The organism is Agrobacterium sp. 33MFTa1.1, from assembly GCF_004328495.1.
GTDB lineage: Bacteria > Pseudomonadota > Alphaproteobacteria > Rhizobiales > Rhizobiaceae > Agrobacterium > Agrobacterium pusense.
The window spans coordinates 1,672,445-1,694,955 of the sequence record NZ_CP036359.1; the positions used below are offsets into that span (position 1 = coordinate 1,672,445).

Annotated in this window: 21 protein-coding genes; 11 read left to right on the forward strand and 10 right to left on the reverse strand. The window is 60.1% G+C overall.

Translation table 11 applies throughout. The features are described from left to right. Positions 1-82: 82 nt before the first annotated feature. The 4 genes from EYD00_RS21460 (at position 83) to EYD00_RS21475 (ending at position 3,701) form a co-directional block, all read left to right on the forward strand. Positions 83-1,024 (forward strand): ABC transporter permease, encoded by a 942-nt coding sequence (locus tag EYD00_RS21460; RefSeq protein WP_006698531.1) that lies wholly within the window; start codon positions 83-85, stop codon positions 1,022-1,024. Continuing rightward, positions 1,024-1,899, forward strand: a complete 876-nt coding sequence (locus EYD00_RS21465; protein ID WP_004438752.1) for an ABC transporter permease — start codon at positions 1,024-1,026, stop codon at positions 1,897-1,899. Before EYD00_RS21460 ends, EYD00_RS21465 begins: the two co-directional genes overlap by 1 nt. A 1-nt stretch (position 1,900) precedes the next feature. Beyond that, on the forward strand, positions 1,901-3,124 hold the full coding sequence (locus EYD00_RS21470) for an amidohydrolase/deacetylase family metallohydrolase (RefSeq protein WP_034498192.1): 1,224 nt from the start codon (positions 1,901-1,903) through the stop codon (positions 3,122-3,124). Between the two features lie 82 nt (positions 3,125-3,206). Continuing rightward, a complete protein-coding gene (locus tag EYD00_RS21475; RefSeq protein ID WP_004438756.1) occupies positions 3,207-3,701 on the forward strand; it encodes a RidA family protein in 495 nt (164 codons plus the stop codon). Positions 3,702-3,707: 6 nt separating this feature from the next. Here the strand turns inward: EYD00_RS21475 and EYD00_RS21480 are convergent, their stop codons facing one another. Then, on the reverse strand, positions 3,708-4,544 hold the full coding sequence (locus EYD00_RS21480; protein WP_004438758.1) for an IclR family transcriptional regulator: 837 nt from the start codon (positions 4,542-4,544) through the stop codon (positions 3,708-3,710). A gap of 88 nt (positions 4,545-4,632) precedes the next feature. On the opposite strand from EYD00_RS21480, the gene EYD00_RS21485 reads away from it, so the two are divergent. Beyond that, positions 4,633-5,829, forward strand: coding sequence for an aminotransferase class V-fold PLP-dependent enzyme (locus tag EYD00_RS21485; protein WP_022563691.1), 1,197 nt, complete (start codon positions 4,633-4,635; stop codon positions 5,827-5,829). Between the two features lie 211 nt (positions 5,830-6,040). Next, positions 6,041-7,876: an ABC transporter ATP-binding protein gene (locus EYD00_RS21490; protein ID WP_034498541.1), complete on the forward strand. Its 1,836-nt coding sequence runs from the start codon at positions 6,041-6,043 to the stop codon at positions 7,874-7,876. 4 nt (positions 7,877-7,880) lie between these two features. Here EYD00_RS21490 and EYD00_RS21495 read toward each other — a convergent pair whose 3' ends face one another. Continuing rightward, the gene (locus EYD00_RS21495; protein WP_034498190.1) at positions 7,881-8,510 is read right to left on the reverse strand and encodes a glutathione S-transferase family protein; all 630 of its coding nucleotides are present in this window, start codon (positions 8,508-8,510) and stop codon (positions 7,881-7,883) included. Position 8,511: 1 nt separating this feature from the next. Continuing rightward, entirely contained in the window at positions 8,512-8,877 is a 366-nt protein-coding gene (locus EYD00_RS21500; RefSeq protein WP_004438767.1) for an ArsR/SmtB family transcription factor, read from the reverse strand. Positions 8,878-9,090: 213 nt separating this feature from the next. Between EYD00_RS21500 and EYD00_RS21505 the strand changes: the two genes are divergently transcribed. From EYD00_RS21505 to EYD00_RS21520, 4 genes are read left to right on the forward strand one after another with little or no spacing between them, the layout of a single operon-like run. Then, the gene (locus tag EYD00_RS21505) at positions 9,091-9,957 is read left to right on the forward strand and encodes an ABC transporter substrate-binding protein (protein ID WP_034498188.1); all 867 of its coding nucleotides are present in this window, start codon (positions 9,091-9,093) and stop codon (positions 9,955-9,957) included. Further along, entirely contained in the window at positions 9,954-11,081 is a 1,128-nt protein-coding gene (locus tag EYD00_RS21510) for an LLM class flavin-dependent oxidoreductase (RefSeq protein WP_022563695.1), read from the forward strand. Before EYD00_RS21505 ends, EYD00_RS21510 begins: the two co-directional genes overlap by 4 nt. Before the next feature lie 29 nt (positions 11,082-11,110). Next, the gene (locus EYD00_RS21515; RefSeq protein ID WP_034498186.1) at positions 11,111-12,943 is read left to right on the forward strand and encodes a TRAP transporter large permease; all 1,833 of its coding nucleotides are present in this window, start codon (positions 11,111-11,113) and stop codon (positions 12,941-12,943) included. Positions 12,944-12,958: 15 nt separating this feature from the next. Then, positions 12,959-13,957 carry a TRAP transporter substrate-binding protein gene (locus EYD00_RS21520; protein WP_034498184.1) on the forward strand — a complete coding sequence of 333 codons (999 nt, stop codon included), beginning with the start codon at positions 12,959-12,961 and terminating at the stop codon, positions 13,955-13,957. Positions 13,958-14,013: 56 nt separating this feature from the next. Here the strand turns inward: EYD00_RS21520 and EYD00_RS21525 are convergent, their stop codons facing one another. Next, a complete protein-coding gene (locus tag EYD00_RS21525; protein ID WP_034498182.1) occupies positions 14,014-15,525 on the reverse strand; it encodes an aldehyde dehydrogenase (NADP(+)) in 1,512 nt (503 codons plus the stop codon). Between the two features lie 243 nt (positions 15,526-15,768). On the opposite strand from EYD00_RS21525, the gene EYD00_RS21530 reads away from it, so the two are divergent. Further along, on the forward strand, positions 15,769-16,122 hold the full coding sequence (locus tag EYD00_RS21530) for an antibiotic resistance protein VanZ (RefSeq protein WP_034498180.1): 354 nt from the start codon (positions 15,769-15,771) through the stop codon (positions 16,120-16,122). Positions 16,123-16,148: 26 nt separating this feature from the next. On the opposite strand, the gene uxuA is transcribed toward EYD00_RS21530, so the two are convergent. The 6 genes from uxuA to EYD00_RS21560 all read right to left on the reverse strand — a co-directional run bounded on the left by uxuA (position 16,149) and on the right by EYD00_RS21560 (position 22,288). Next, a complete protein-coding gene (gene uxuA / locus EYD00_RS21535) occupies positions 16,149-17,357 on the reverse strand; it encodes a mannonate dehydratase (RefSeq protein ID WP_034498178.1) in 1,209 nt (402 codons plus the stop codon). After that, entirely contained in the window at positions 17,354-18,421 is a 1,068-nt protein-coding gene (locus tag EYD00_RS21540) for an L-idonate 5-dehydrogenase (protein ID WP_034498538.1), read from the reverse strand. Before EYD00_RS21540 ends, uxuA begins: the two co-directional genes overlap by 4 nt. A gap of 69 nt (positions 18,422-18,490) precedes the next feature. Beyond that, positions 18,491-19,897, reverse strand: a complete 1,407-nt coding sequence (locus tag EYD00_RS21545; protein ID WP_034498176.1) for a TRAP transporter large permease — start codon at positions 19,895-19,897, stop codon at positions 18,491-18,493. A 4-nt stretch (positions 19,898-19,901) separates the two neighbouring features. After that, positions 19,902-20,474 (reverse strand): TRAP transporter small permease, encoded by a 573-nt coding sequence (locus EYD00_RS21550; RefSeq protein ID WP_034498174.1) that lies wholly within the window; start codon positions 20,472-20,474, stop codon positions 19,902-19,904. A 60-nt stretch (positions 20,475-20,534) separates the two neighbouring features. Continuing rightward, positions 20,535-21,509 (reverse strand): sialic acid TRAP transporter substrate-binding protein SiaP, encoded by a 975-nt coding sequence (locus tag EYD00_RS21555; protein ID WP_034498172.1) that lies wholly within the window; start codon positions 21,507-21,509, stop codon positions 20,535-20,537. A gap of 62 nt (positions 21,510-21,571) precedes the next feature. Beyond that, positions 21,572-22,288 carry a FadR/GntR family transcriptional regulator gene (locus EYD00_RS21560; RefSeq protein ID WP_004438798.1) on the reverse strand — a complete coding sequence of 239 codons (717 nt, stop codon included), beginning with the start codon at positions 22,286-22,288 and terminating at the stop codon, positions 21,572-21,574. Between the last annotated feature and the right edge of the window lie 223 nt (positions 22,289-22,511).

The window sequence follows — 22,511 nt, forward strand, 5'->3', positions numbered from 1 at the left end:
GGCTGCCGGCACCCTTCAGCAGCTTCGCTTCAACTATCGCGCATAAGTGGTCCGCCACTTTTGCGATCGGGAGCCCTTATTCGTGATACGGTATATCTTCCAGAGACTTGCGGGAATGATCGTGGTGATGTTCCTCGTCGTTACCATCGTTTTCGTCATCCTGCGCGTCACGCCCGGAGACCCGGCCGCCGTGATGCTGGGGCCGGATGCCTCGGCACAGGACATTGCGGAACTGCGCACCCGCCTCGGCCTCGATCAGTCGCTTGGGGTGCAATATGTCTACTATATCGGCCAATTGCTGAAGGGCGATCTCGGCCAGTCGATCTTTCTCAATATGCCTGTCGGATCAGCCCTGCTGGATCGGGCCGAACCGACCTTTTTCCTGACAATCTTTTCACTGCTGATCGCCAGCGTCATCGCTCTCCCGATCGGCATCTATGCCGCTTACCGGCGCGGCTCGTTCGTGGACCAGGCCGCAACGACGGTCGCGATGCTGGCGGCGAGCATTCCGAGCTTCTGGCTCGGCCTCATCCTCATGCAGGTCTTCGCCGTCAGGCTCGATATGTTCCCGGTATCGGGTTATGGCGGGCCGGGGTCGAGTTTCGTCGAGCGCATGTATCATCTGACGTTGCCGGCTATCGCGCTTGGCCTCGTGTCCTCCGCCCTCATTCTGCGCTTCACCCGCGCCTCTATGCTGGATGTCCTCGGTGACGACTATGTCCGCACTGCACGCGCCAAGGGCGTCAAGGAGCGTCGGGTGGTGATGAAACATGCGCTGAAGAATGCGCTTATACCCATTCTCACCGTGCTTGGCCTCACCGCCGCCGTGCTGATTTCGGGTGCGGTGGTAACGGAGACCGTCTTTGGTTTGCCGGGGGTCGGAAATCTCGTCGTCTCGGCGGTGCTCCGGCGTGATTATCCGGTCATTCAGGGCGCGCTTCTCGTTATCGCCGGGCTCTACGTGCTCATCAATTTTGCAATCGACATGCTCTACCTGCTGGTCGATCCAAGGGTTCGCTACTGATGGCCGATATCGTTTCCACCGTTCCCCCGGCACGCAACCCGACCGTCCTGTTCATTCGGCGTCTCCTGAAGCGCAAGACAGTCGCCGCCGGCCTGCTCGTGCTCCTTGTCTTCGTGCTGCTTGCGGTTTTCGCGCCGATGATAGCGCCGTACTCGCCCTCAAAACTGTCGATCGTGAACCGCCTGAAGCCGCCGAGCGAACTCTATTGGTTCGGCACCGATGAGTTTGGTCGCGACGTCTTTTCCCGTACCATATACGCCGGAAGACTGTCGCTTCTGGTCGGGGCCGCCGTGGTGGCGCTTTCGGCGCTGATCGGCATCACGCTCGGCCTGCTTGCCGGTTTCTTCCAGAAACTGGATACGCCGATCGCGCGGCTGATCGATGCGATGATGGCGTTTCCTGATATTCTGCTGGCGATTGCGCTGGTGGCGGCTCTCGGCCCGTCGCTGACGACTGTCATCATCGCGCTCGCCGTCGTTTATTCGCCGCGCCTTGCCCGCATCGTGCGCGCCTCGACGCTGGTAATTCGTGAGTTGCCCTATGTGGAGGCGGCAAAGGCGCTCGGCATTTCCACTTTCCACATCATGACGCGGCATGTCCTGCGCAATCTGGTCTCGCCGATCCTCGTGCAATGCACCTTTCTTTTTGCCAGCGCCATGCTGGCGGAGGCCGGCCTGTCGTTTCTGGGACTTGGTGTCAGCCCCGAAATTCCAACGTGGGGGACCATGATTTCCGCCGGCCGCCAATATATCGGACAGGCCGACTGGATGACCTATTTTCCCGGCTTTGCCATCATTCTTTCCGTGCTGTCGCTGCAAATGGTTGGCGATGGACTGCGGGACATGCTCGACCCAAGACTGCGAAGGGATTTGTAATATGACATCAGGTGAACAGGCAAAAACGCCTCTTCAAGCTCCCATTCTTCTCACCAATGTCAAACCTGTCGGTTTCGGAAAAGGTGCGTCTGAGGCTTCAACCGATATTCTGATCGGCGGCGACGGCAAGATTGCCGCGGTAGGCTCTGCCCTGCAGGTGCCTGCGGATGCGCAGCGTATCGACGCCAAGGGTGCCTTCATTTCGCCCGGCTGGGTCGATCTGCACGTGCATATCTGGCACGGCGGCACCGACATCTCCATCCGCCCCTCCGAATGCGGGGCCGAGCGCGGCGTAACCACACTGGTGGATGCCGGTTCGGCGGGCGAGGCGAATTTCCACGGTTTCAGGGAATATATCATCGAACCCTCAAGGGAGCGCATCAAGGCCTTCCTCAACCTCGGCTCCATCGGCCTCGTTGCCTGCAACCGGGTGCCTGAACTGCGCGACATCAAGGATATCGATCTCGACCGTATCCTCGAATGTTACGCGGAAAACAGCGAGCATATAGTCGGCCTGAAGGTGCGGGCGAGCCATGTCATCACCGGCTCCTGGGGTGTGACGCCGGTCAAGCTCGGCAAGAAGATCGCCAAGATCCTGAAAGTGCCGATGATGGTGCATGTGGGCGAACCGCCCGCACTTTATGACGAGGTGCTGGAAATTCTTGGCCCCGGCGATGTCGTGACCCATTGCTTCAACGGCAAGTCGGGCTCCAGCATCATGGAAGACGAGGACCTGTTCAACCTTGCCGAACGCTGCGCCGGTGAAGGCATCCGACTGGATATCGGCCATGGCGGCGCATCCTTTTCCTTCAAGGTTGCGGAAGCCGCGATTGAACGCGGGTTGCTTCCGTTCTCCATCTCTACGGATTTGCATGGCCATTCGATGAATTTCCCGGTCTGGGATCTGGCAACCACCATGTCGAAGCTGCTCTCCGTCAACATGCCCTTCGAAAACGTGGTTGAAGCCGTGACCCGTAACCCCGCCTCCATCATCCGCCTCGATATGGAAAACCGTCTCGAGGTCGGTCAGCGCGCAGATTTCACTGTTTTTGATCTTGTCGATGCCGATGTGGAAGCGACCGATTCCAACGGCGACGTGTCGCGCCTGAAGCGCCTGTTCGAGCCGCGTTACGCGGTTATCGGCGCGGAAGCCATCGCGGCCAGCCGTTACATTCCAAGGGCGCGCAAGCTGGTGCGCCACAGCCATGGTTATTCCTGGCGCTGACCCCGACTGATAGGGCGGAGGTCCTTCCTCCGCCGTTCGCAGCCATTACGGGAAACCGCTCCCGGCATTATGAGGAATTCGCGTGAAACAGTCTTCGCTCGACGCAGAAGGGCACGTCTCGCCCTATGACCGGCTCGCCGCGCTCGGCATCTCCCTGCCGCCGCCGCCGCCGCCGATTGCCAATTTCGTCACGCATGTGGTGGAAGGCAACATGCTTTATCTTTCGGGCCAGGGGCCGCGGGAAGAAAATGGCCACCTCTATGCCGGCAAGGTGGGCGCGGAAATCGGGCTGGAAGAGGCCTATAACCATGCGCGTCTCACCGGCATCAACCTGCTTGCCGTCATGCACGAGGCGCTGGGCGACCTGTCGCGGGTGAAGAAGGTGGTGAAGCTGCTCGGCATGGTCAATGCCGTCAGCGATTTCCGCGATCACCCGAGCGTCATCAACGGCTGTTCCGATCTCTTCATCGATGTGTTCGGCGATGCGGGACAACATGCCCGCTCCGCCGTGGGCTTCGGCTCACTGCCGGGCAATATAACCGTCGAAATCGAAGCCATCGTCGCGCTCAAGGGGTGAGGCCGTTCAATGGTTGCGCCAGCCCATCAGCTTTTCGATCCGTTCCGCCGAGACCCTGACCTGCTCGGTGTAGTGGTTCTCGTCCGCCAGCACCTTCTGCTCGGGCAGCACGATGGAAATCGTCGCAACGCATTCGCCCCTGTTGTCGCAAATCGGCGAAGCGATGCATGCCACGGCGTAATCGGACTCGGCGACCTGGATAGACAGCCTGTCACGGAACGCCGCCGCCGCAGACTGGGACAGCGTTTCCGGGTTGATTTCGGCGCGTCCGGTCGGCGAGGAACGGGCGCAGCGACGGAAAAGTTCGAGACGTTCGGCTTCCGGCAGATGCCCGACGAGCAGACGTCCGGACGCCGTCCAGTTCAAGGGAACGCGGGTGCCGACACGGGACGCGACCTGAAAATGGCTCGGTCCGTCCGCCATGGCCAATACCAACATATGGTCGCCATCGCGGCCGCAAAGCTGCACCGTCTCGCCCGCATGGCGGCAGAGATCGTGCATTTCGTGGGTGGCGACACCCATGAAATCGAGCGAGCGGGCATAGGCAAGACCGTAGTGGTAAAGCCGCGCGCCGAGCCAGATGTTGCCGTCGGCATTGCGCGCCAGCATGTTCTTTTCGATGAGATCGTCGATGATCACATAGACGGTGGACAGCGGGGCCTTGATCGCCTTGGCAATGGCGTAAGCGCCGGCGGGGGATCCGGTTTCGTAGAGGTAATCAATAACCTGAAGGGCGCGGTCGATGCCGCTGACGCGAGAGCGCTTGGCCGCCTTCGCGTCCGGGTTTTCCGCCGTATCGGGAAGGGCGGATAAAGGCGTTTCGTCCAGCTTATGGGCGTCCAATTTTGGCTCCTCATCGATTTTGAGAAGCTATTACATTATTATGGCATATATGTCGATGCCCATCGCATCGCAAAGACAGGAGAAAGACATGACCGAGGATATTAGAAGCAGGATCGGCCTTCGCCCGGTCATCAACGTCTCGGGCACCATGACCTCGCTTGGCGCTTCCATCGTCGTTCCGGAAGCGGTTGAAGCTATGGCGGCCATCCTGCCGCAATTTGTCGAGATCAACGATCTGCAGCGCAAGGCAAGCGCGATCATTGCAAGGCTGACGGGCGGCGAGGCCGGTTTCGTGACGGCGTCCTGCTCCTCCGGCATCAGCCTTGCGGTGGCGGGCGCCATTACCGGCAATAATCTGCTGGCCATCGAAAAGCTGCCCGATGTTGCGCCTCAGAAGAACGAAGTGCTGGTGCAGATGGGGCATGTGGTGAGTTATGGCGCGCCGGTGGATCAGGCCATCCGGCTCGGCGGCGGCAAGGTGGTGCTGATCGGGCAGGCAACATCGACCCACCGTTTCCATATGGAAAACGCCATCACCGAAAAGACGGCTGCCGCTGTCTATGTCGTCTCGCATCATGTGGTGGATTACGGTCTGCTGCGTCTTTCCGAATTCGTCGAGATCGCCCACGCCAAGGGTGTCCCTGTCATTGTCGATGCCGCTTCCGAATACGACCTGAAGCTGTTTTTGGCCACGGGTGCGGATGTCGTGCTCTATTCCGGCCACAAGTTCCTCGGCGGACCCACCTCGGGCATCGTCGCGGGTAAGAAGGAACTGGTGCGTCATGCTTTCCTTCAGAATATGGGCATCGGCCGCGGCATGAAAGTCGGCAAGGAAAGTATCTATGGTGTCATGGCGGCGCTTGAGGCCTGGGAAAAGCGCGACCATGCCGGCATCCGCGAACGGGAAACCGGTTATCTCAACCTGTGGAAAAGGACGCTGGATGGACGGCCGGGCGTGACGGCGTTGATCGAGCCCGACCCGACCAACAACCCGCTCGACCGGCTGCGCGTTATCATCAATGCCGAAGATGCGCATATCACGGCATGGGACCTGACGACGGCGCTGGCCAAGGGTAACCCGCCGATCATCACCCGCGATCACGAGGTGGAACATCGCTATTTCTATCTCGACCCTTGCAATCTGCATCCCGGCCAGGAGACTATCGTTGCGTCCCGTCTGGCGGAGGAACTGGACAAGGCACGCGCCTCCAACGAGGTAATTGCGACACCGTTCGAAGACCGCAGCCGCCACCGTTTCGACGGCATGCTGCACTGGCCGGACTAATAACGACTGCATATCGAACGAGCGGGTGCCGCGAGTTTCTTCTCCCCGCCGGGGAGAAGGTCGCGGCAGCGGGATGAGGGGCAGGGGTGCGATCTATCGTGAACGTCGCCCCCTCATCCGACCCTTCGGGCCACCTTCTCTCCGACGGGGAGAAGAAACAGGCCGTGACGCCGTGCCTGAATTCAAACGAGAAGAAAAGAAGGGAACGATCATGACCATGCCGCAGGCAGTACCGCTTGGTGCAAAAGATGCCGTGCTTTCCGTCCGCAACCTCACCACGTCCTTTCACGTGGATGGCGGTTGGAAACCGGTGGTGCGTGATATTTCCTTTGATGTCGGGCCAGGCGAGACGGTGGCGATCGTCGGTGAAAGCGGTTCGGGCAAAAGCGTGACATCGCTCTCCATCATGCGGCTCCTGGATCGGGAAAGCAGCAGGGTCGAGGGCAAAATTCTGCTCGGCGGTCGCAACCTACTGTCACTTTCCGAAGACGCCATGCGGCAGGTCCGGGGCAATGAAGTCGCCATGATATTTCAGGAGCCGATGACCAGTCTCAATCCGCTCTTCACCATCGGCGACCAGATTTCCGAGGCTCTTCTGTGCCACCAGCCCATGTCGAAAGCGGAAGCGCGAGCGGAGACGATCCGCCTGCTCGAAAAAGTCCGCATACCCTCCGCCGCCTCGCGTTTCGATGAATATCCACATCGGTTTTCCGGCGGCATGCGCCAGCGCGTGATGATCGCGATGGCGCTTGCCTCCAAACCGAAGCTGCTGATCGCGGATGAGCCGACGACGGCGCTTGACGTCACCATTCAGGGCCAGATTCTCGATCTCATCAAGACACTTCAGGAAGAGGAAGGTACCTCCGTCCTGTTCATCACCCATGACATGGGCGTGGTGGCTGAGATCGCCGATCGCACGGTCGTCATGTATCGTGGCGAGCAGGTGGAAGTCGGCGCGACCGCGGATATTTTCCATCGCGGTAAACATCCCTACACGCGTGCACTGTTGTCCGCGGTTCCGGTTCTGGGTTCCATGACGGGTGAGGAAAGACCGCTGCGCTTTCCCATCGTCAACACCACCACGGGGGAAACGCAGGAACCGGCGCGCCCGGCCGATACCGTTGACGCCAGCGCTCAGCCGGTGCTGAAGGTGGAAGGGCTGACCAAGCGTTTCGACATTCACTCCGGCCTGCTGGGGCGGCTCAGCGGTCGCGTTCACGCTGTGGAGAATGTGTCCTTTGATCTGAGAGCTGGGGAAACATTGTCGCTGGTTGGCGAAAGCGGTTGCGGCAAGTCTACGACTGGTCGCGCCATCATGCGGCTGATCGAGCCGGATGCCGGCTCGGTGATGGTCAATGGCCAGAATATTCTCGCCCTCGACAAGTCCGGCATGCGCGAGATGCGCAAGACGGTGCAGATGATCTTTCAGGACCCCTTCGCCTCGCTCAATCCGCGCATGACGGTGGGTGCGGCGATTGCCGAACCGTTTCTGGAACACCGTATGGGCAGCGCCCGCGAAGCGAAGGATGTGGTGGCCGACATGCTGGAAAAGGTCGGCCTCTCGCCCGATATGGCGGCGCGTTACCCGCACGAATTTTCCGGCGGCCAGCGGCAGCGAATCTGCATTGCCCGCGCGCTGGCGCTGCAGCCGAAGGTCATCGTCGCTGATGAAAGCGTTTCGGCGCTGGATGTCTCCATCAAGGCGCAGGTCATCAACCTGATGCTGGACTTGCAGCAGAGCCTCGATCTCGCCTTTCTCTTCATCAGCCATGACATGGCGGTGGTGGAGCGCGTCAGCCACCGGGTGGCGGTGATGTATCTCGGCGAGATCGTCGAAATCGGCCCGCGTGCGGCTGTCTTCGACAACCCGCAGCATGACTATACCCGCAAGCTGATGGCGGCGGTGCCGGTGCCGGACCCGGACCGCAGAAACACGCGTCGCGGTGCCGCCAATGACGAGTTGAAAAGTCCTATCCGCTCAGTCGATTATTCCGTGAAGCCGCGGGAATATCGCGAAGTCTCACCCGGCCATCTTGTCGCCAGCTGAGCGGTCAAAGCCCCGGAACGTCAGATGTCACAAATGGTACGCGATAACCGCGCTGGAAGGTTTCGTGCTGTCCAAGCTGGCGATACCAGCGGTTTATTGCGGGAAAATCAGCGAGATCGATTTTATGACGGGCGAAACGCGAAACCCATGGCCAGATGGCAATATCGGCTATTGAAAAATCGCCGGCGACGAACCCGCGCTTTGCCAAGCGGTCGTTCAGCGTCCGATAGAGGCGTTCGGTATCCGAGGCGAAACGGGTTTCGGCAAAGGGTGCCTTTCCTGTATTGTACGTCAGGAAATAATGGGCGTAACCGAGTGTCGGGCCGAAGTTGGCGGCCTGCCACATCAGCCACTCGGTGACTGTCAGCCGTGCCGCGGCAGAGACAGGCATGAGCCGTCCGGCTTTTTCCGCGAGATAGATCAGGATTGCGTTGGACTCTGTTAAAACGGTGCCATTGTCTTGATCGACGATTGCAGGGATTTTGGAGCCAGGGTTGATGCGACTGTACTCGGCCGAGAACTGTTCGCCCTTTTCGATATCTATGGCATGGCTGACATAGGGCAGGCCAAGTTCTTCCAGCGCAATCGAGATTTTGAGGCCGTTCGGCGTGATCCAGGTGTAAAGGTCGATCATGTTAGTCGAACATTGCCTCATCCAGCGGTAAAGCGCGCCTGCCTTTCTTGCCGGTCACATCGGAAAGATCAGCATAGAGGCCGCGTAATGTCAGAACCAACTGGACAATACGCGGATCGGTAACACGATAGATCACCGCCTTGCCCTCCCGCGTGCCTTCGATGACCCCCGCATCGCGCAGTTCGGCCAGCTGCTGTGAAAGCGTCGGCTGCTGGATGCCGAGTTCATATTCAAGCGCGGAAACGGAGGCTTCCGTTTCCATGAGGTAACAGACGATGGCCAGACGGTTGGCATTGGCCACAAGCTTCAGGAGCTCGCTTGCTTCAACCACGCTGCGGCAGATGAGATTGGAAACCGGTTTGGTCACGACTGAAGAGGCCCACTTTTCAAACTATAAAAAAGTAAATTGTGCGGCGATAAATTTCAATGGTTTGATGAATCTCATCCCAGATCAATCAGGCATTTTTTAAAATCTACAGGATTAGTAGATTTCTCTTTCGCTTTCCGCCCGGGGATCGCCAAAACGTTTCTCGAAAACACTCTATAAAAAAGTAGATTGATCGTGAAATGAGGTGTCGACATGAAAATCGGGGTCCATCCCAACAATCTGCATTTGCGGCTCGCCCGGCTCTGGCCCGGTTCTTTTAAGGCATTCGAGCCTGAATTCGTGCTCTATAGAGACGGGCGCGATACCGCGGCGCTTCTGGAAAAGGGTGAAATACATTTTGGCGGCACCGGGTCGACACCGCCCATAGAGGCGGATGCGCGCGGGCTTTCGGCGGTCTATATTGCCGCCTCCGCACCGCGGCCGGCCAATGGCGCGATCCTCGTGCGGCGCGACAGCCCGATCCGTTCCGCCGCCGATCTCTCGGGAAAACGCATATCCCTGATCGACGGATCGTTTCATACCTATCTTCTGGCGCGCAGCCTGGAAGGAGCGGGGCTTGGCCTCTCGGATGTCAACCGGATAGAAAGCGGTGACAGTGACAGCCTGAGGGACCTCGTGGAAGGTCGCGTCGATGCCTGGGTGACGATGTCGCCGCGGCTGGAAAAGGCTCTGACTCATGAAGAAATCAGTCTTTTGGTTCGCTGCGGCTCCACCATTCCCAACCGTTCGCTGTTCTGGACGCTGGATCGTCACGCTCTTGCGCCTGAAACGAGGCAAGCGATTGCGGCTGAACTGGACCGCGTCGGCCGCGCCGTTATGGCTAATGTAGAGCAGGCGGCTGCGCTGCTCGCCGCCGAACCTGGCAGCGAAGGCGATGCTTCGTCCTGGGCAAGGGTATTGCGCTCTCGCGATCTTTCAGTCGTGCCGGCCACTCAAAATATTCTTGCCGAACAGCAGGAGGAGGCCGATACGCTTTACAGGCACGGCCATTTCTCTTTACCGGTTCAGACCGGGCAAAGCCCGGCCCCGCAATCAGCCAGCGTCGGAGGTGACAGATGAATGTTTTCTGGTACATGTGCGCCCCCGACGGCGCCTATCCCTGGCAGCCGGAAGGGTCCCGCAGGGTCGATCTCGGTTATTACAAGCAACTGGCGCTCGCTTACGACCAGCTCGGTTATACCGGGGCGCTGTTTGCCACCGGCGCGCATGACGTCTGGGTTCTGGCGGGCGCGCTTCTTTCCTATACCGAGCGGCTGAAGCTGCTGGTCGCCATTCATCCGGGCCTGATCGCGCCAACGCTGCTTGGCAAGATGGCGGCGACGCTCCAGGAGTTTTCGCGCGGGCGTCTGCTTATCAATGTCGTCTCGGGCGATGCGAAGATGCTCGGCGCCTACGGCATGACCATGCCGCATGACGAGCGTTACGAGATGGCGGATGAATATCTGCAAATCTGGCACCGGCTTTTCGCCGGCGAAACGGTGGATTTCAACGGGCATTATTTCCAGACGCAGGGCGCAAAGCTCGCTCTGCCGGTGGGGCAGGGCATCGAGCCGCCGCCGCTGTGGTTTGGCGGCTCTTCGGACAAGGCCATCGACGTTGCGGCCAAACATGTCGAGACCTATCTCTCGTGGGGCGAAACGCCTGATCAGATTGGCGCGAAGGTCGATCTCGTCAAGGCGCGGGCGGAAAAGCTCGGTCGAGAACTGGAATACGGTATTCGCCTTTATGTTATCGTGCGCGATACGGATGAAGAGGCCTGGGCTGCCGCCGCCGATCTCTACCGGCGCATGGATGAGGCAGCGATTGCCGCCAACCAGCGTTTCGTCGGCAAGACCGATTCCGTCGGCCAGCAGCGCATGACGGCGATGCATGGCGGCCAGAAGCCGGAGAACCTGCGCGATCTTGAAATAGCGCCAAATCTCTGGGCCGGCATCGGTCTCGTTCGTCCAGGTCCGGGAACAGCTATCGTCGGCTCGCCCGATACTGTCATCCGCACGCTGGAGGCCTATAAGAAGGCGGGCGTAAACACCTTTATCCTTTCCGGCATGCCATTGCTGGAAGAAGCCTTCCGTTTCGGGGAAAAGGTGCTTCCGCGTCTTGACGTATCGCGTGAGGTTTCGGCGGCAAAACAATTCACGTGGTCGACATTGTTCGACCGTGACCTCTCGGCCAAGGCCTCATGAGCATGGCTTCGGGAGTGGAGAAGAAAGACATGATGGCGAGTCCCGTAACGACATCGGCACGAGGGCGCATCGGCCCGCAGCGTGTGGCAGAGCGGCTGCTGGCCATTCTGGACAAGGTACTCGGTGCGGTCGCGGCAGCAATCCTTGCTACGCTGCTCGTGGTGGTTCTGGTCAATGTGACCCTGCGTTATCTGTTTCACACCGGCTTCATCGGCGCGGAAGATCTGGGCATCTGGCTTAATGTCGCGATGATCGCTGTCGGCGCGCCTCTCAGTCTCAAAAGCGCGCTTGCGATGCGGCTCGATGTTTTTGTGCGCTTCCTGCCGGAACGTTTCCATGCTGCCACGGAGGTCCTGGCCGATGCTTTCTCGTTCGTTGCCGCGCTCATACTCGCCTTCGGCGGGGTAGAAATTGCGGCAATGCTGGGCGGGACGTCCCCGACGCTTGGTCTGCCGGAATGGGTGCGTTTCGGTTTTCTCGGTGCGGGTGGTGCACTGATTTTTGTTTATCTCGCGCTTCAGCGCGTCAGTGAAGGCAAGGCGTTTGCTGTTCTGCTCTCCGTGGTCATTGCTGTTGTTTCCTATGTGGGCCTGCCGGAAATTTTCGTCGATACGACCCTGCCGCCGAGCCTGTTTCTGGCGCTGACGGCAGCCGTGGGGCTGGTTCTGGCCGCGCCGCTTGCCCATGCCTTCCTCGCCGCCGCCTATGTGGCGATTGCCTTCGGCAGTACTTTGCCGGAGCCGGCCATCGTTTCCTCGACGGTCACAGGCATGTCGAAATTCCTGCTGCTCGCCATCCCCTTCTTCCTGCTGGCGGGAAGTCTGCTGACGGAATCGGGCGTCGCAAACCAGCTCGTCCGTTTTGCCGCCTCCATGGTCGGCCACCGACGGGCGGGGCTGGCCCAGACGACGCTTCTGACCAGCGTGCTGTTTTCGGGCGCCTCCGGTTCTTCAGTCGCCAATGCTGCCTTCGGCGCCTCCACCTTCCAGCCGGAACTCGTCAAGCATGGTTATCCACCCGCGCAGGCGGGTGCGATCATCGCTGCCACTTCCGTGCTGGACAACGTCATCCCGCCCTCCATCGCATTTCTCATCCTCGCAACGGCCACCAACCTGTCGGTCGGGTCGCTGCTGGTCGGCGGATTCTTTGCGGGCGGGTTGATGGCGGTCTGCCTGGCGGTGGCGATCCATTTCAGCGTGCGCAGCGTTGATACCCTGCCTCGCGCTACTGGCTCTGAGCGGTGGCGCTCGGCCGTGGCTGCGATACCTGCCTTCGGTCTTGGCGTCATCGTGGTGGTCGGCATCCGCATTGGCGTCGTCACGACCACGGAAGCCGCAGCGCTTGCAGCGCTTTACACGCTGTTTCTCGGCTTCGGATACCGGCTGGGCGCGCGCCGCATTTTTACAACCTTCCGCCAATCGGCGGGTGAAGCAGCTGCGATCGGCCTTCTGATCGGCACGGCTGGCCCCTTCGCCTTTCTCCTGGCGGTCGATAATGTCTCCGGTCTTGTCACCGACTTCGTGACATTGCTCGGTGGCAGCAAGATCGCGGTGCTTCTGCTGTCCAACCTCATTCTGCTCGTGGTCGGTCTTGTGCTTGATATCGGTGCTGCCATCCTGCTGTTCGGGCCGATCCTTCTGCCCGCTGCCGTGGCAGCCGGTATCGATCCTATCCATTTCGGTGTCATTCTCGTGGTCAATCTCATGATCCACGGCCTGACACCGCCGCTCGGCATGCTGATCTTTGTGGTGAGCGGCGTCACCCGCATTCCGGCGACAGCCCTTTTCCGGGCCGTCGTTCCCTATCTCCTCTCCCTTCTCGTTTCCCTCGCCATTCTGTGCGTCTGGGCCATTTTCTTCTAATCCGGGGCTTTATTCATGACTATTATCGACCGTCGTCATCTCCTCAAACTCTCCGCTCTCGGCGCGGCAACGCTCGCCGCACCGGCCTTCGTGCGCACGGCTAGTGCCAGAACCCGCAGCCTCACCGTTGCGTCGCTTTTCGCTGACGACAAGCCGGAGACGAAAATCTGGGTGAAGATCAGTGAACTGATGGAAGCGAAGCTGCCCGGTCGCTTCCGGTTCAATATCGTAAAGAGCGGTGCGCTGGGCGGCGAAAAGGAAGTGGCGGAGAATATTCGGCTGGGATCGGTTCAGGCCAGTCTTTCAACCGTTTCCTCGCTTTCAGGCTGGGTGCCGGTATTGCAGATCCTCGATCTGCCCTTCCTGTTCCGTGATGGGGAGCACGTGCGCAAGGTGGTAACCGGCGAGACTGGCAACGAGTTGAAGACGAAGCTTGCCGCCCAGCAATTCATCGCTGCCGATTTCATCAATTACGGCGCGCGCCATCTGCTGACTAAGGAACCGGTAACACGCCCCGAGCAGCTGGAAGGCAAGAAGATCCGCGTCATCCAGAGCCCGCTGCACACCAAGCTGTGGAGCGCCTTTGGCACCACGCCGGTCGGTATCCCGATCACAGAGACCTATAATGCGCTGGCGACAGGCGTGGCCGACGCCATGGACCTCACCAAATCCGCCTATGCCGGCTTCAAGCTTTACGAGGTCGTGCCCTATCTGACCGAAACCGGTCACATCTGGGCCTCAGGCGTCGTTTATTACGGTGCGACTTTCTGGAACCAGCTGGACGACGAAGAAAAGAAGGTGCTGTCGGAGGCTTCCAGCGAAGGCGCGAAGTACTTCAACCAGCTGATCGTTGAAGATGAAACGAAGTCCATTGAGCTTGCGCTGTCCAAGGGTGGCAAGGTGCTGCAGCCGGAAGCGCTGGATGAATGGCGCAAGGGCGCTCAGGGCGTCTGGCAGGATTTCGCCGGCATCGTCGGGGGTATCGAGAAGATCGAGGCGATCCAGTCGGCCTGAGCTTGTCGGGCCGAACGATGATAGGGGGAGGCGCTTGAGCGTCTCCCCCTTTTTGATTAGCGAATGTCTTCCGGCAGAACGTCCGAGGGAATATTCTGATAGGAAACCGGGCGCATGAAGCGGCGGATCGACATGGTGCCGACAGAGGTTGCGCCGAAGTTCGTGGAGGCCGGGTAGGGGCCACCGTGAACCATGGCTTCGGAAACTTCCACGCCGGTCGGGAAACCGTTGGCGAGCACGCGGCCCGCCTTGCGTTCCAGGATCGGCAGCAGCTTGCGGGCGAGTTCGGCGTCGCCTGCATCGAGATGCATGGTTGCCGTCAGCTGGCCTTCGAAGCTCTTGGCAACCTCAAGCATTTCTTCGGTGCTATCAACAGTCACGATCAGGCCAAGGGGTCCGAAGACTTCTTCAGCAAGCGCATGGTTGGCAACCCAGTCCTTGCCTGCGACCCGATAGAGATACGGCGTTGCATTGCGCAGGTTGCAGGTGGTGGTCAGCACGTCGCGCACGCCGTTGCCGGCAGCGATACGATCACGGCCATCACGATAGGCAGCGGCGATGCCGTCGGTCAGCATGACCTGAGGACCGACTTCCGACAGGGCCGCACGTGCGGTTTCAGCAACCGCATCCGCCTGCTCGGAGAGGATGACGGCGATGCCGGGGTTGGTGCAGAACTGGCCCGCACCCATGGTGAGCGAACCGGCCCAGCCCTTGGCGATGGCTTCACCACGGGCGGCAACGGCTTCCGGCAGCAGGAACATCGGGTTGACCGAACCCAGTTCGCCGAAGAAGGGGATCGGCTCGGGGCGCTGAGCGCAGAGATCGAACAGCGCACGACCGCCAGCGAGCGAACCGGTGAAGCCGACCGCCTTGATGCGCGGATGCTGCACGAGCGCGGAACCGACATCGCGGCGGCCGCCCTGGATCAGCGAGAAGACGCCGGGATGCAGATTGTGCTTCTTGACGGCGGCAAGAACCGCTTCGGCAACGATTTCACCGGTGCCGGGATGGGCGGAGTGACCCTTGACGACAACAGGGCAACCGGCAGCCAGAGCCGCAGCGGTGTCACCACCGGCCGTGGAGAAGGCGAGCGGGAAGTTCGACGCGCCGAAAACGGCGACAGGGCCGATCGGACGCTGCATCAGGCGGATATCCGGGCGCGGCAGCGGCTGGCGATCCGGCAGTGCTTCGTCGTGGCGACGATCGAGATAGTCGCCCTTGCGGATATGCGAGGCAAACAGGCGGAGCTGACCGACGGTGCGGCCGCGTTCGCCCTGCAAACGGGCAGCGGGCAGGCCGGTTTCGGAGGAACCGATTTCGGTGATGGCGTCGGCGCGGGCTTCGATCTCATCGGCGATGGTGTCGAGGAATGCGGCGCGCTCTTCGCGGGTGGTGTAACCGTAGCTCCAGAAGGCTTCTTCAGCTGCCTCACAGGCGGCATTCACCAGATCGACGGTGCCGACCGAAAAATCGAAAGCTTCGCCATGTGCAGGCTCGCTGCGGAATTTTGCTTCCGTTGCGACCCATTCTCCTGCAACCAGATGTTTGCCGTGCGGCTTGAAACTCATTGTGCTCTTCCCTGAAAACTGATCCTGTGTGGAAAACCCACCCGACACCGTGACGTTGCACCGAAAGGCGACAGCGCAAGCGCCATCAGCCGCGATCCTCGCCCGGTTGCCTTCTGCCTTAGCCCTTGTAGGGCCTGAGCGAAAGCCGGTTTTTCAACTATCTGACCAAAAAGTGTGATTAATTGGGCGAAGCGTGAAAAAGACCTGCTTCCGTTTACGCACACGACGCTCTAATGTGACGCCATGATGACAAACAGATTTCCGAAATATGTTGCCTGGTCGCTTCTTCTGCTGATTGTAATCGTGACTGTCAGCCCCATTGGGCTGAGGCCCCACACATTGACGACGGTCGGCATCGACCGCGCAGGTGCCTTCGCCCTCTGTTCGACCGCCTTCGTGCTCGCCTATCCGCGTTACTGGCTTGCCATCATCGTCGCGGGCATTGTTGCGGCTTTTGGCATCGAGGCGCTGCAATTCCTGTCGCCGACACGCCATCCGCATCTGACCGACGCAGCCGTGAAGGCCGTTGGGGCTGTTGCCGGCGGATTGGCCGCCTATTCCTACCTCATGTTTCGGGCGAAGATGGCCGCAGGCTGACACATCCCCTGCGGTCAGATTTCCGATTAGCCATTCCCATTCGCGAGACCGAAGTGGCTGTGTGACAGCGTACGCTCGATGCCGCGCAGCTCAGCCAATCCCTTCAATCGCCCGATGGCGGGGTAACCGGGCTGGGCGCCGCGCGTGACGTCGTCGAGAATTTCCTGCCCGTGATCCGGCCGCATCGGAATGGTGTGGTCTTCACGGCCCTCCGCTCGCCGGCGGGCTTCTTCGGTGATGAGGGCGGCAATGACGGCGACCATGTCGGTTCCGCCTTCCAGATGTTCGTCCTCGAAGAAGGAGCAGGGCACGGTGTCCGTGTCGCGCGTCACGTTGCGCAGATGCACGAAATGGATTCGATCGGCAAAACGGCTGGCAATGAAGGGCAGGTCGTTATCCGCGCGCGCACCGAGAGAGCCGGTGCAGAGCGTGACGCCGTTGGCGCGGCTGTCGACCTGCGAGAGCATATGGGCGTAGTCCGCCTCCGTTGAGAGAATACGCGGCAGGCCGAGAAGCGGCCAGGGCGGATCATCGCCATGGGCGCAGATGTTGATGCCGACGTCTTCGGCAACCGGCGTCACCTCGGAGAGAAAGTCGATCAGGTTCCGCTGCAGCCTTTCGCGATTAACGCCATGGTAGGAACGCAGCTTTTCGATGAGTTCCGGCAGGGTATAGCCATCTGCCGAGCCGGGCAGGCCAGCGCCGATATTGCGCGATAGCGCGATGATTTTTGTGTCGGGCATCCCGGTGAACCGCTTTGCCGCATCCTCCAGCAACCAGTCAGGATAATCCCGCGTCGCGGCCGGGCGCTTGAGAATGTGAATATCAAAGGCAGCGAAATCGGTAAGGTCGAAGCGCATCGCTTTCGCGCCGTGTTTCGTTTCCCAGCGCAGGTCGGTGCGGGTCCAGTCCAGCACGGGCATGAAGTTGTAACAGACGGTGCGGATGCCTGACGCCGAGAGGCGGCGCAGCGTTTCCTGCCAGTTGGCGATATGGGTTTTCCAGTCGCCCGTCTGGGTCTTGATGTCCTCGGAGACGGGCACGCTTTCCACCACGTCCCAATAAAGCCCGCCGGCCTTGATGGCCTCATGCCGCCTGGTTATTTCGTCCACCGGCCAGACATCGCCGGTGGCGATGTGGTGCAACGCGCTGACAATGCCTTCTGCGCCTGCCTGAGCCGCATCCTGAACCGTGACCTTGTCGACCGGGCCGAACCAGCGCCATGTATGTCTCATCTTTCGTCCTCAAAAATTCCGTCTGCGGAAAAAGTCAGTTGCACCTTGCAGGCGGTGGAGCGGTCTCCGGCCTGCTCGAATGCGGCCTTCGCCTCATCAAGCGGGAAGCTGTGGGAAATGATCGGCCGCACATCGATCTTGCGCGTTGAGATCAGCCCGGCGGCGATGGCGAATTCATCATGAAAGCGCTGCGAACCGCGCCAGAGGATTTCTTTGCCAACCAGCGCATTGAGCGGAATGGTAATGTCACCGGTTACGCCCACCTGTACGATGGTGCCGCGCGGGCGCACGCAGGCAAAGGCGGTGCGGAGCGCGGGGCCTGCCGCGGAGCAATCGAAAATGACGTCGAAATATCCCTTGTCATCCTGGTAGGGCAAAAGCGCCTCGGCGTCCTTTGCGACATTGATCGTGCGGTCCGCACCCATGGCTGGTGCGCGTTCCAGCGCCGCATCGGTCAGATCGGTTGCGACGATGATACCTGCGCCCGCATGGCGGGCGGCGGCGATGGTCAAGAGGCCGATTGGGCCGGCTCCCGTCACCAGCACCTTAGCGCCGGTGAGATCGCCAGCCTGGGCGACGGCATGCAGACAGACTGCAAGCGGCTCGGTGCAGGCCGCTTCAGCAGCTGAGGTATCGGCGGGAAATGGCGCACATTGTTTGGCCGGAACCACCAGCCGGTCGCGGAACATGCCCTGTTCGTGCGGCAGGCGCATGGCGCTGCCCATGAAGCGCATGTCGAGGCAATGGATCGGCTGGCCATTCAGGCAGAACTGGCAATGGCCGCAGGGTTGCGAGGGATTGACGGCGACGAGCTGGCCGATGGCGAGCCCGCTGACGTCTTCCCCCAGCGCCCGCACATGGCCGGATGCCTCATGCCCGGAGATGATCGGTTCGCGCACCCTGACCGGGCCAAAACCGCCATCCTGATAATAATGAAGATCGGAGCCGCAGATGCCGCCCGCTGCCATTGCGAGCAGCACCTCGCCGGGTCCCGGCTCAGCGAGATCCTCTGTTTCGACGCGAATGTCCTTTTCGCCGTATAGACGTGCCACGCGTGTCTGCATGACCATGCCCTCATGTCTTGATATGGAATGATGACCCCGCGCGGCGAACCGCGCGGGCAGGGTGCCTCGTCAGCGGATCAGGCCCATCTCGGTCGGCAGCCACAGGGTGATTGCCGGAATGAAGGTGATCAGCAGCAGCGCCACGAATAGCGGCACCAGCCAGGGCAGGATGGCCATGGTCGTGCGTTCGACGGAGAGTTTCGCCACGCGCGAGAGCACGAACAGCACCATGCCGAGCGGCGGATGCAGCAGACCGATCATCAGGTTGAGCGTGATGATGAGGCCGAAATGCACCGGATCGATATGAAACTGCAGCACGAGCGGCAGAAGGATCGGCACGAGGATGGTGATGGCCGCAATCGTATCGAGGAAGCAGCCCACGAACAGCATCAGGAGATTGACCAGCACAAGGAAAATCCACTTGCTGTCCGTGATCGTCAGGATCGCCGCCGACAGAAGCTGCGCTGCCTGGCTGACGGTCAGAAGCCATGCGAAGACCGAGGCCGCCGCGACGATGAAGAGCACCGATGCGGTGGTTTCGATCGTGTCGAAGGTCGATTTCGCCAGCGTCTTGAAGGTCATCGTGCGATAGCGGACGAGGCCGAGGAACAGTGACCACAGAACGGCCGCGACGGCTGCTTCCGTCGGTGTGAACCAGCCCATGGTCATGCCGCCGATCAGGATCACGGGCGTCATCAGCGCCATCACGGCGGAGAAGTCGAAATACCAGTCGCAGGCGAGCAGGATGACCAGCACGATCAGGATCGACAGGTTGAGGGAAAGACCGAGCGCCGTGAGGATATAGATGCCGAGCGGCACCATCATCACCACGAAGACTTCAATCGATGCGCCGAAGATCGTTCTGAGGCTGAACGGTGTATCGGAGCCCCAGCCCTTGATATAGGCGAAGACCGCGACCGTGATCATCATCAAAAGCGTCATGACGACGCCGGGAATGATGCCGGCCATGAACAATGCGCCGATCGAGACATTGGCCATCATGCCGTAGATGACGAAGGGCAGCGATGGCGGGAAGATCGGCCCGAGCGTTGCGGAGGCGGCGGTGACGCCGACGGCCGCTTCGACCGGATAACCGTGGTCCTTCATGGCCTTGATCTCGATGGTGCCGATACCGGCCGCATCGGCAAGCGCGGTCCCCGACATGCCGGAAAAGATCACCGAACCGATGATGTTGACCTGTGCGAGACCACCCTTCATCCAGCCGACGAGCGCGACGGCGAAGGAATAGATACGCCCGGTTACACCTGCCGTATTCATCAGGTTGCCGGCAAGGATGAAGAAGGGGACGGCGAGAAGCGGAAAGCTTTCCACACCTGCGATAAGGCGCTGCGCCGCGATGATATCGGGCGCGACATTGTAAAACACGATGTACAGCAGAGAAGCCGAGGCCATGGAAATGGCGACAGGTAGGCCGATCAGCATCAACAGAAGAAATGAGCCGATAAGAAGAAGCATCTGATCAATCCTCCGCGCTCTGGAATTCTTCGGGCCGCTCCAGAACGGAATAACCGCGCTGCATATTGGCGATGAACACCTGCACCGACCGGAAGAACATCAAGACAAATGCCGCCAGAACCGTGTAGAAAACGATGTTGCGCGGCAGGGCGACGGTGACCATCTCCTCATCCGCGACGATTTCCATGTAGCGCCACATCAGCCAAGAGGTGTAGGCGAAGAACAGGATCCGCAGCACATCGACGAGGATCGACATGGCGCGGGCCACCTGCGGCGGCACGTAGTGATAAAGCACATCCACCTGGATGTGGCGCGACATGCGCACGCACATGACCGAACCTAAAAAGACGACGCCGATCAGGCAGTTGACGGCGATTTCTTCCGTCCAGGCGTAGCTGTCATTGAGCACGTAGCGGGTGAAGAACTGGAGGAACACGCAACCTGTCATCAGCCAGAAGAGGCCAAGCGTGACCCAGTCTTCGAATGAATAAACCTTGAGATCGACCTCCGGCGGCGCCTCGTCGAACGTATGGGCGAGTTCCTCAGGCGTGACCTGAGTATGAATTTCCTGCGACATTGAGATATCCCGTCTGGAGAGAAAGGGCGGTGCGGCAAGAGGGCCGCACCGGATCTTGCTTCACTTGACGGCGCGAATGGCTTCCCAGTCGGCCTTGTCGTAACCGAAGTCCTCGAACTTCACTTTTTCGAGGACGTTCTTCTCGAAGTCGGCCTTGTCGACTTCGGCGACGGTCAGGCCGCGCTTCTTGAAGTCCTCGACGAGGCTTTTCTCGCGGCCTTCGATGGTCTTGGTGGTGCGCTCGGCAGCCTGCTGCATGACTTCGGTGAAGATTTTTTTGTCTTCATCTGACAGCTCGGACCACAGGTTCTTCGATATCACTGTATTGAGGTGGTCGACGATGTGGCCTGTCAGGACGATGTTCTTCTGCACTTCGAAGAACTTCTTCGCCTCGATGGTGGTGAGCGGGTTTTCCTGCGCATCGACGGTGCCATTCTGGAGCGCCAGATAGACTTCCGCAAATGCAATTGGGGTCGTGTTGGCGCCGCAGGCGCGCGGCATGGCGAGGTAGGCCGGAACATCAGGGACGCGCATTTTCAGCCCGCCCATGTCGGCGCAGGTGGCAATCGGCTTGTTCGATGTTGTGTGGCGTGTGCCGTAATAGCTGACGGCAGCGATATGGTTGCCGGTCTTGTCTTCGTAACCCTTGGCGAGCCGCTTGAAGATATCGCTTTTGGTATAGGCGATCAGATGGCTCGGATCGCGGAAGATGTAAGGGAAATAGGTGACGCCGATCGGCTTGAAGTCACGCGCGGCAAAGCTCGACCCGGAAATGATGATATCAACCGTGCCGATCTTCAGGCCCTGATTGATATCGGCTTCCTTGCCGAGCTGCGAGGCCGGAAAGACATCGATCTTGTAGCGGCCATCGGTGCGCTTGGCGATCTCTTCCGCGGCCCAGACCGAATCCGTATGGAACGGCTCTGAGGTCTCGTAGACATGTGCCCATTTCAGTGCGGTCTGCGCCTGCGCCGCAAGCGCCGAGAGCAGGATGGCCGCTGTTGCGCCCATCAAAGTCGACAATCTGATTTTCATTCTTAACTCCTCCCGAATTAAAGCCAGATTTCCGTTTTTCCCGTCGCCGGTTGCGGCGGCGGTTATTCTTCTCCGAGCGTTTCCTCCCCGAAACTTTCGGAAAATCTCTTCTGCGACAGCGTCAGATGCTGCCGCATCGCCTCCCGGGCACCTTCCGGATCGTTGGCGGCAATGGCGTCGCGGATAACCCGGTGTTCCTGCACGGCGAGGTTCCAGGTGTGCGGACCTTCGAAATAGCTGGCGAGCTTTTCGAAAAAGGGTGACAGGCTGCGCTCGTCATAGATCAGGCCGGTAAAGCGGTTAAGCGCCGAGTTGCCGATGATGTCGGCGATGGCGGTGTGAAACGCCCGGTCGAGATTGAGCGCCTGCGGTGAATTGTCGAGTGCGCCGGCCATGCGCTCGATGATGTCATCAAGTTTGACGATGCATTCCGGCGTGGCGAGCCGTGCGGCTTCCTCCGCGATAGCGCTTTCGATGATGCAACGCGCCTGCAGGATTTCGAAAGGCCCATGCGCATCCGGCACTGTTGGCTTTTCTTTCCCCTGTTTGCCGGTTGCGTTTACATAGACGCCCGAACCCATGCGAATATGGATATGGCCTTCCACTTCAAGAACGATAAGCGCTTCCCGCACCGTGGGGCGTGATACGCCGAAGCGTTCCGCAAGGTCGCGTTCCGCCGGCAGGCGCTGACCGTCCGTCAGTTCCCCGCTTTCGATGAGCAAGCGAATTTGTTCCGCAACCAGCCGGTAAAGGCGGCGCGGCTCAAGAGCCACAAACATGATGTCCTCCCAGCGCGAAAGTCTCCCCCAATCGCGCAAGCGGTAAGATTGTCTTACCAATTTCATTAGGGCGCATTTGGGCGACGCTGTCAATTAGACGTTAATGAAAAATATACGGAGGTCGTCAGGAGGCTCAGCGGGGCGGTATTGTCACGCTCCCCGGGGCTCTGGCTCCCGGGGGTTCCGCCATTTCCTCATTCTGGCCGCGAGCTGGCCGGGCAGC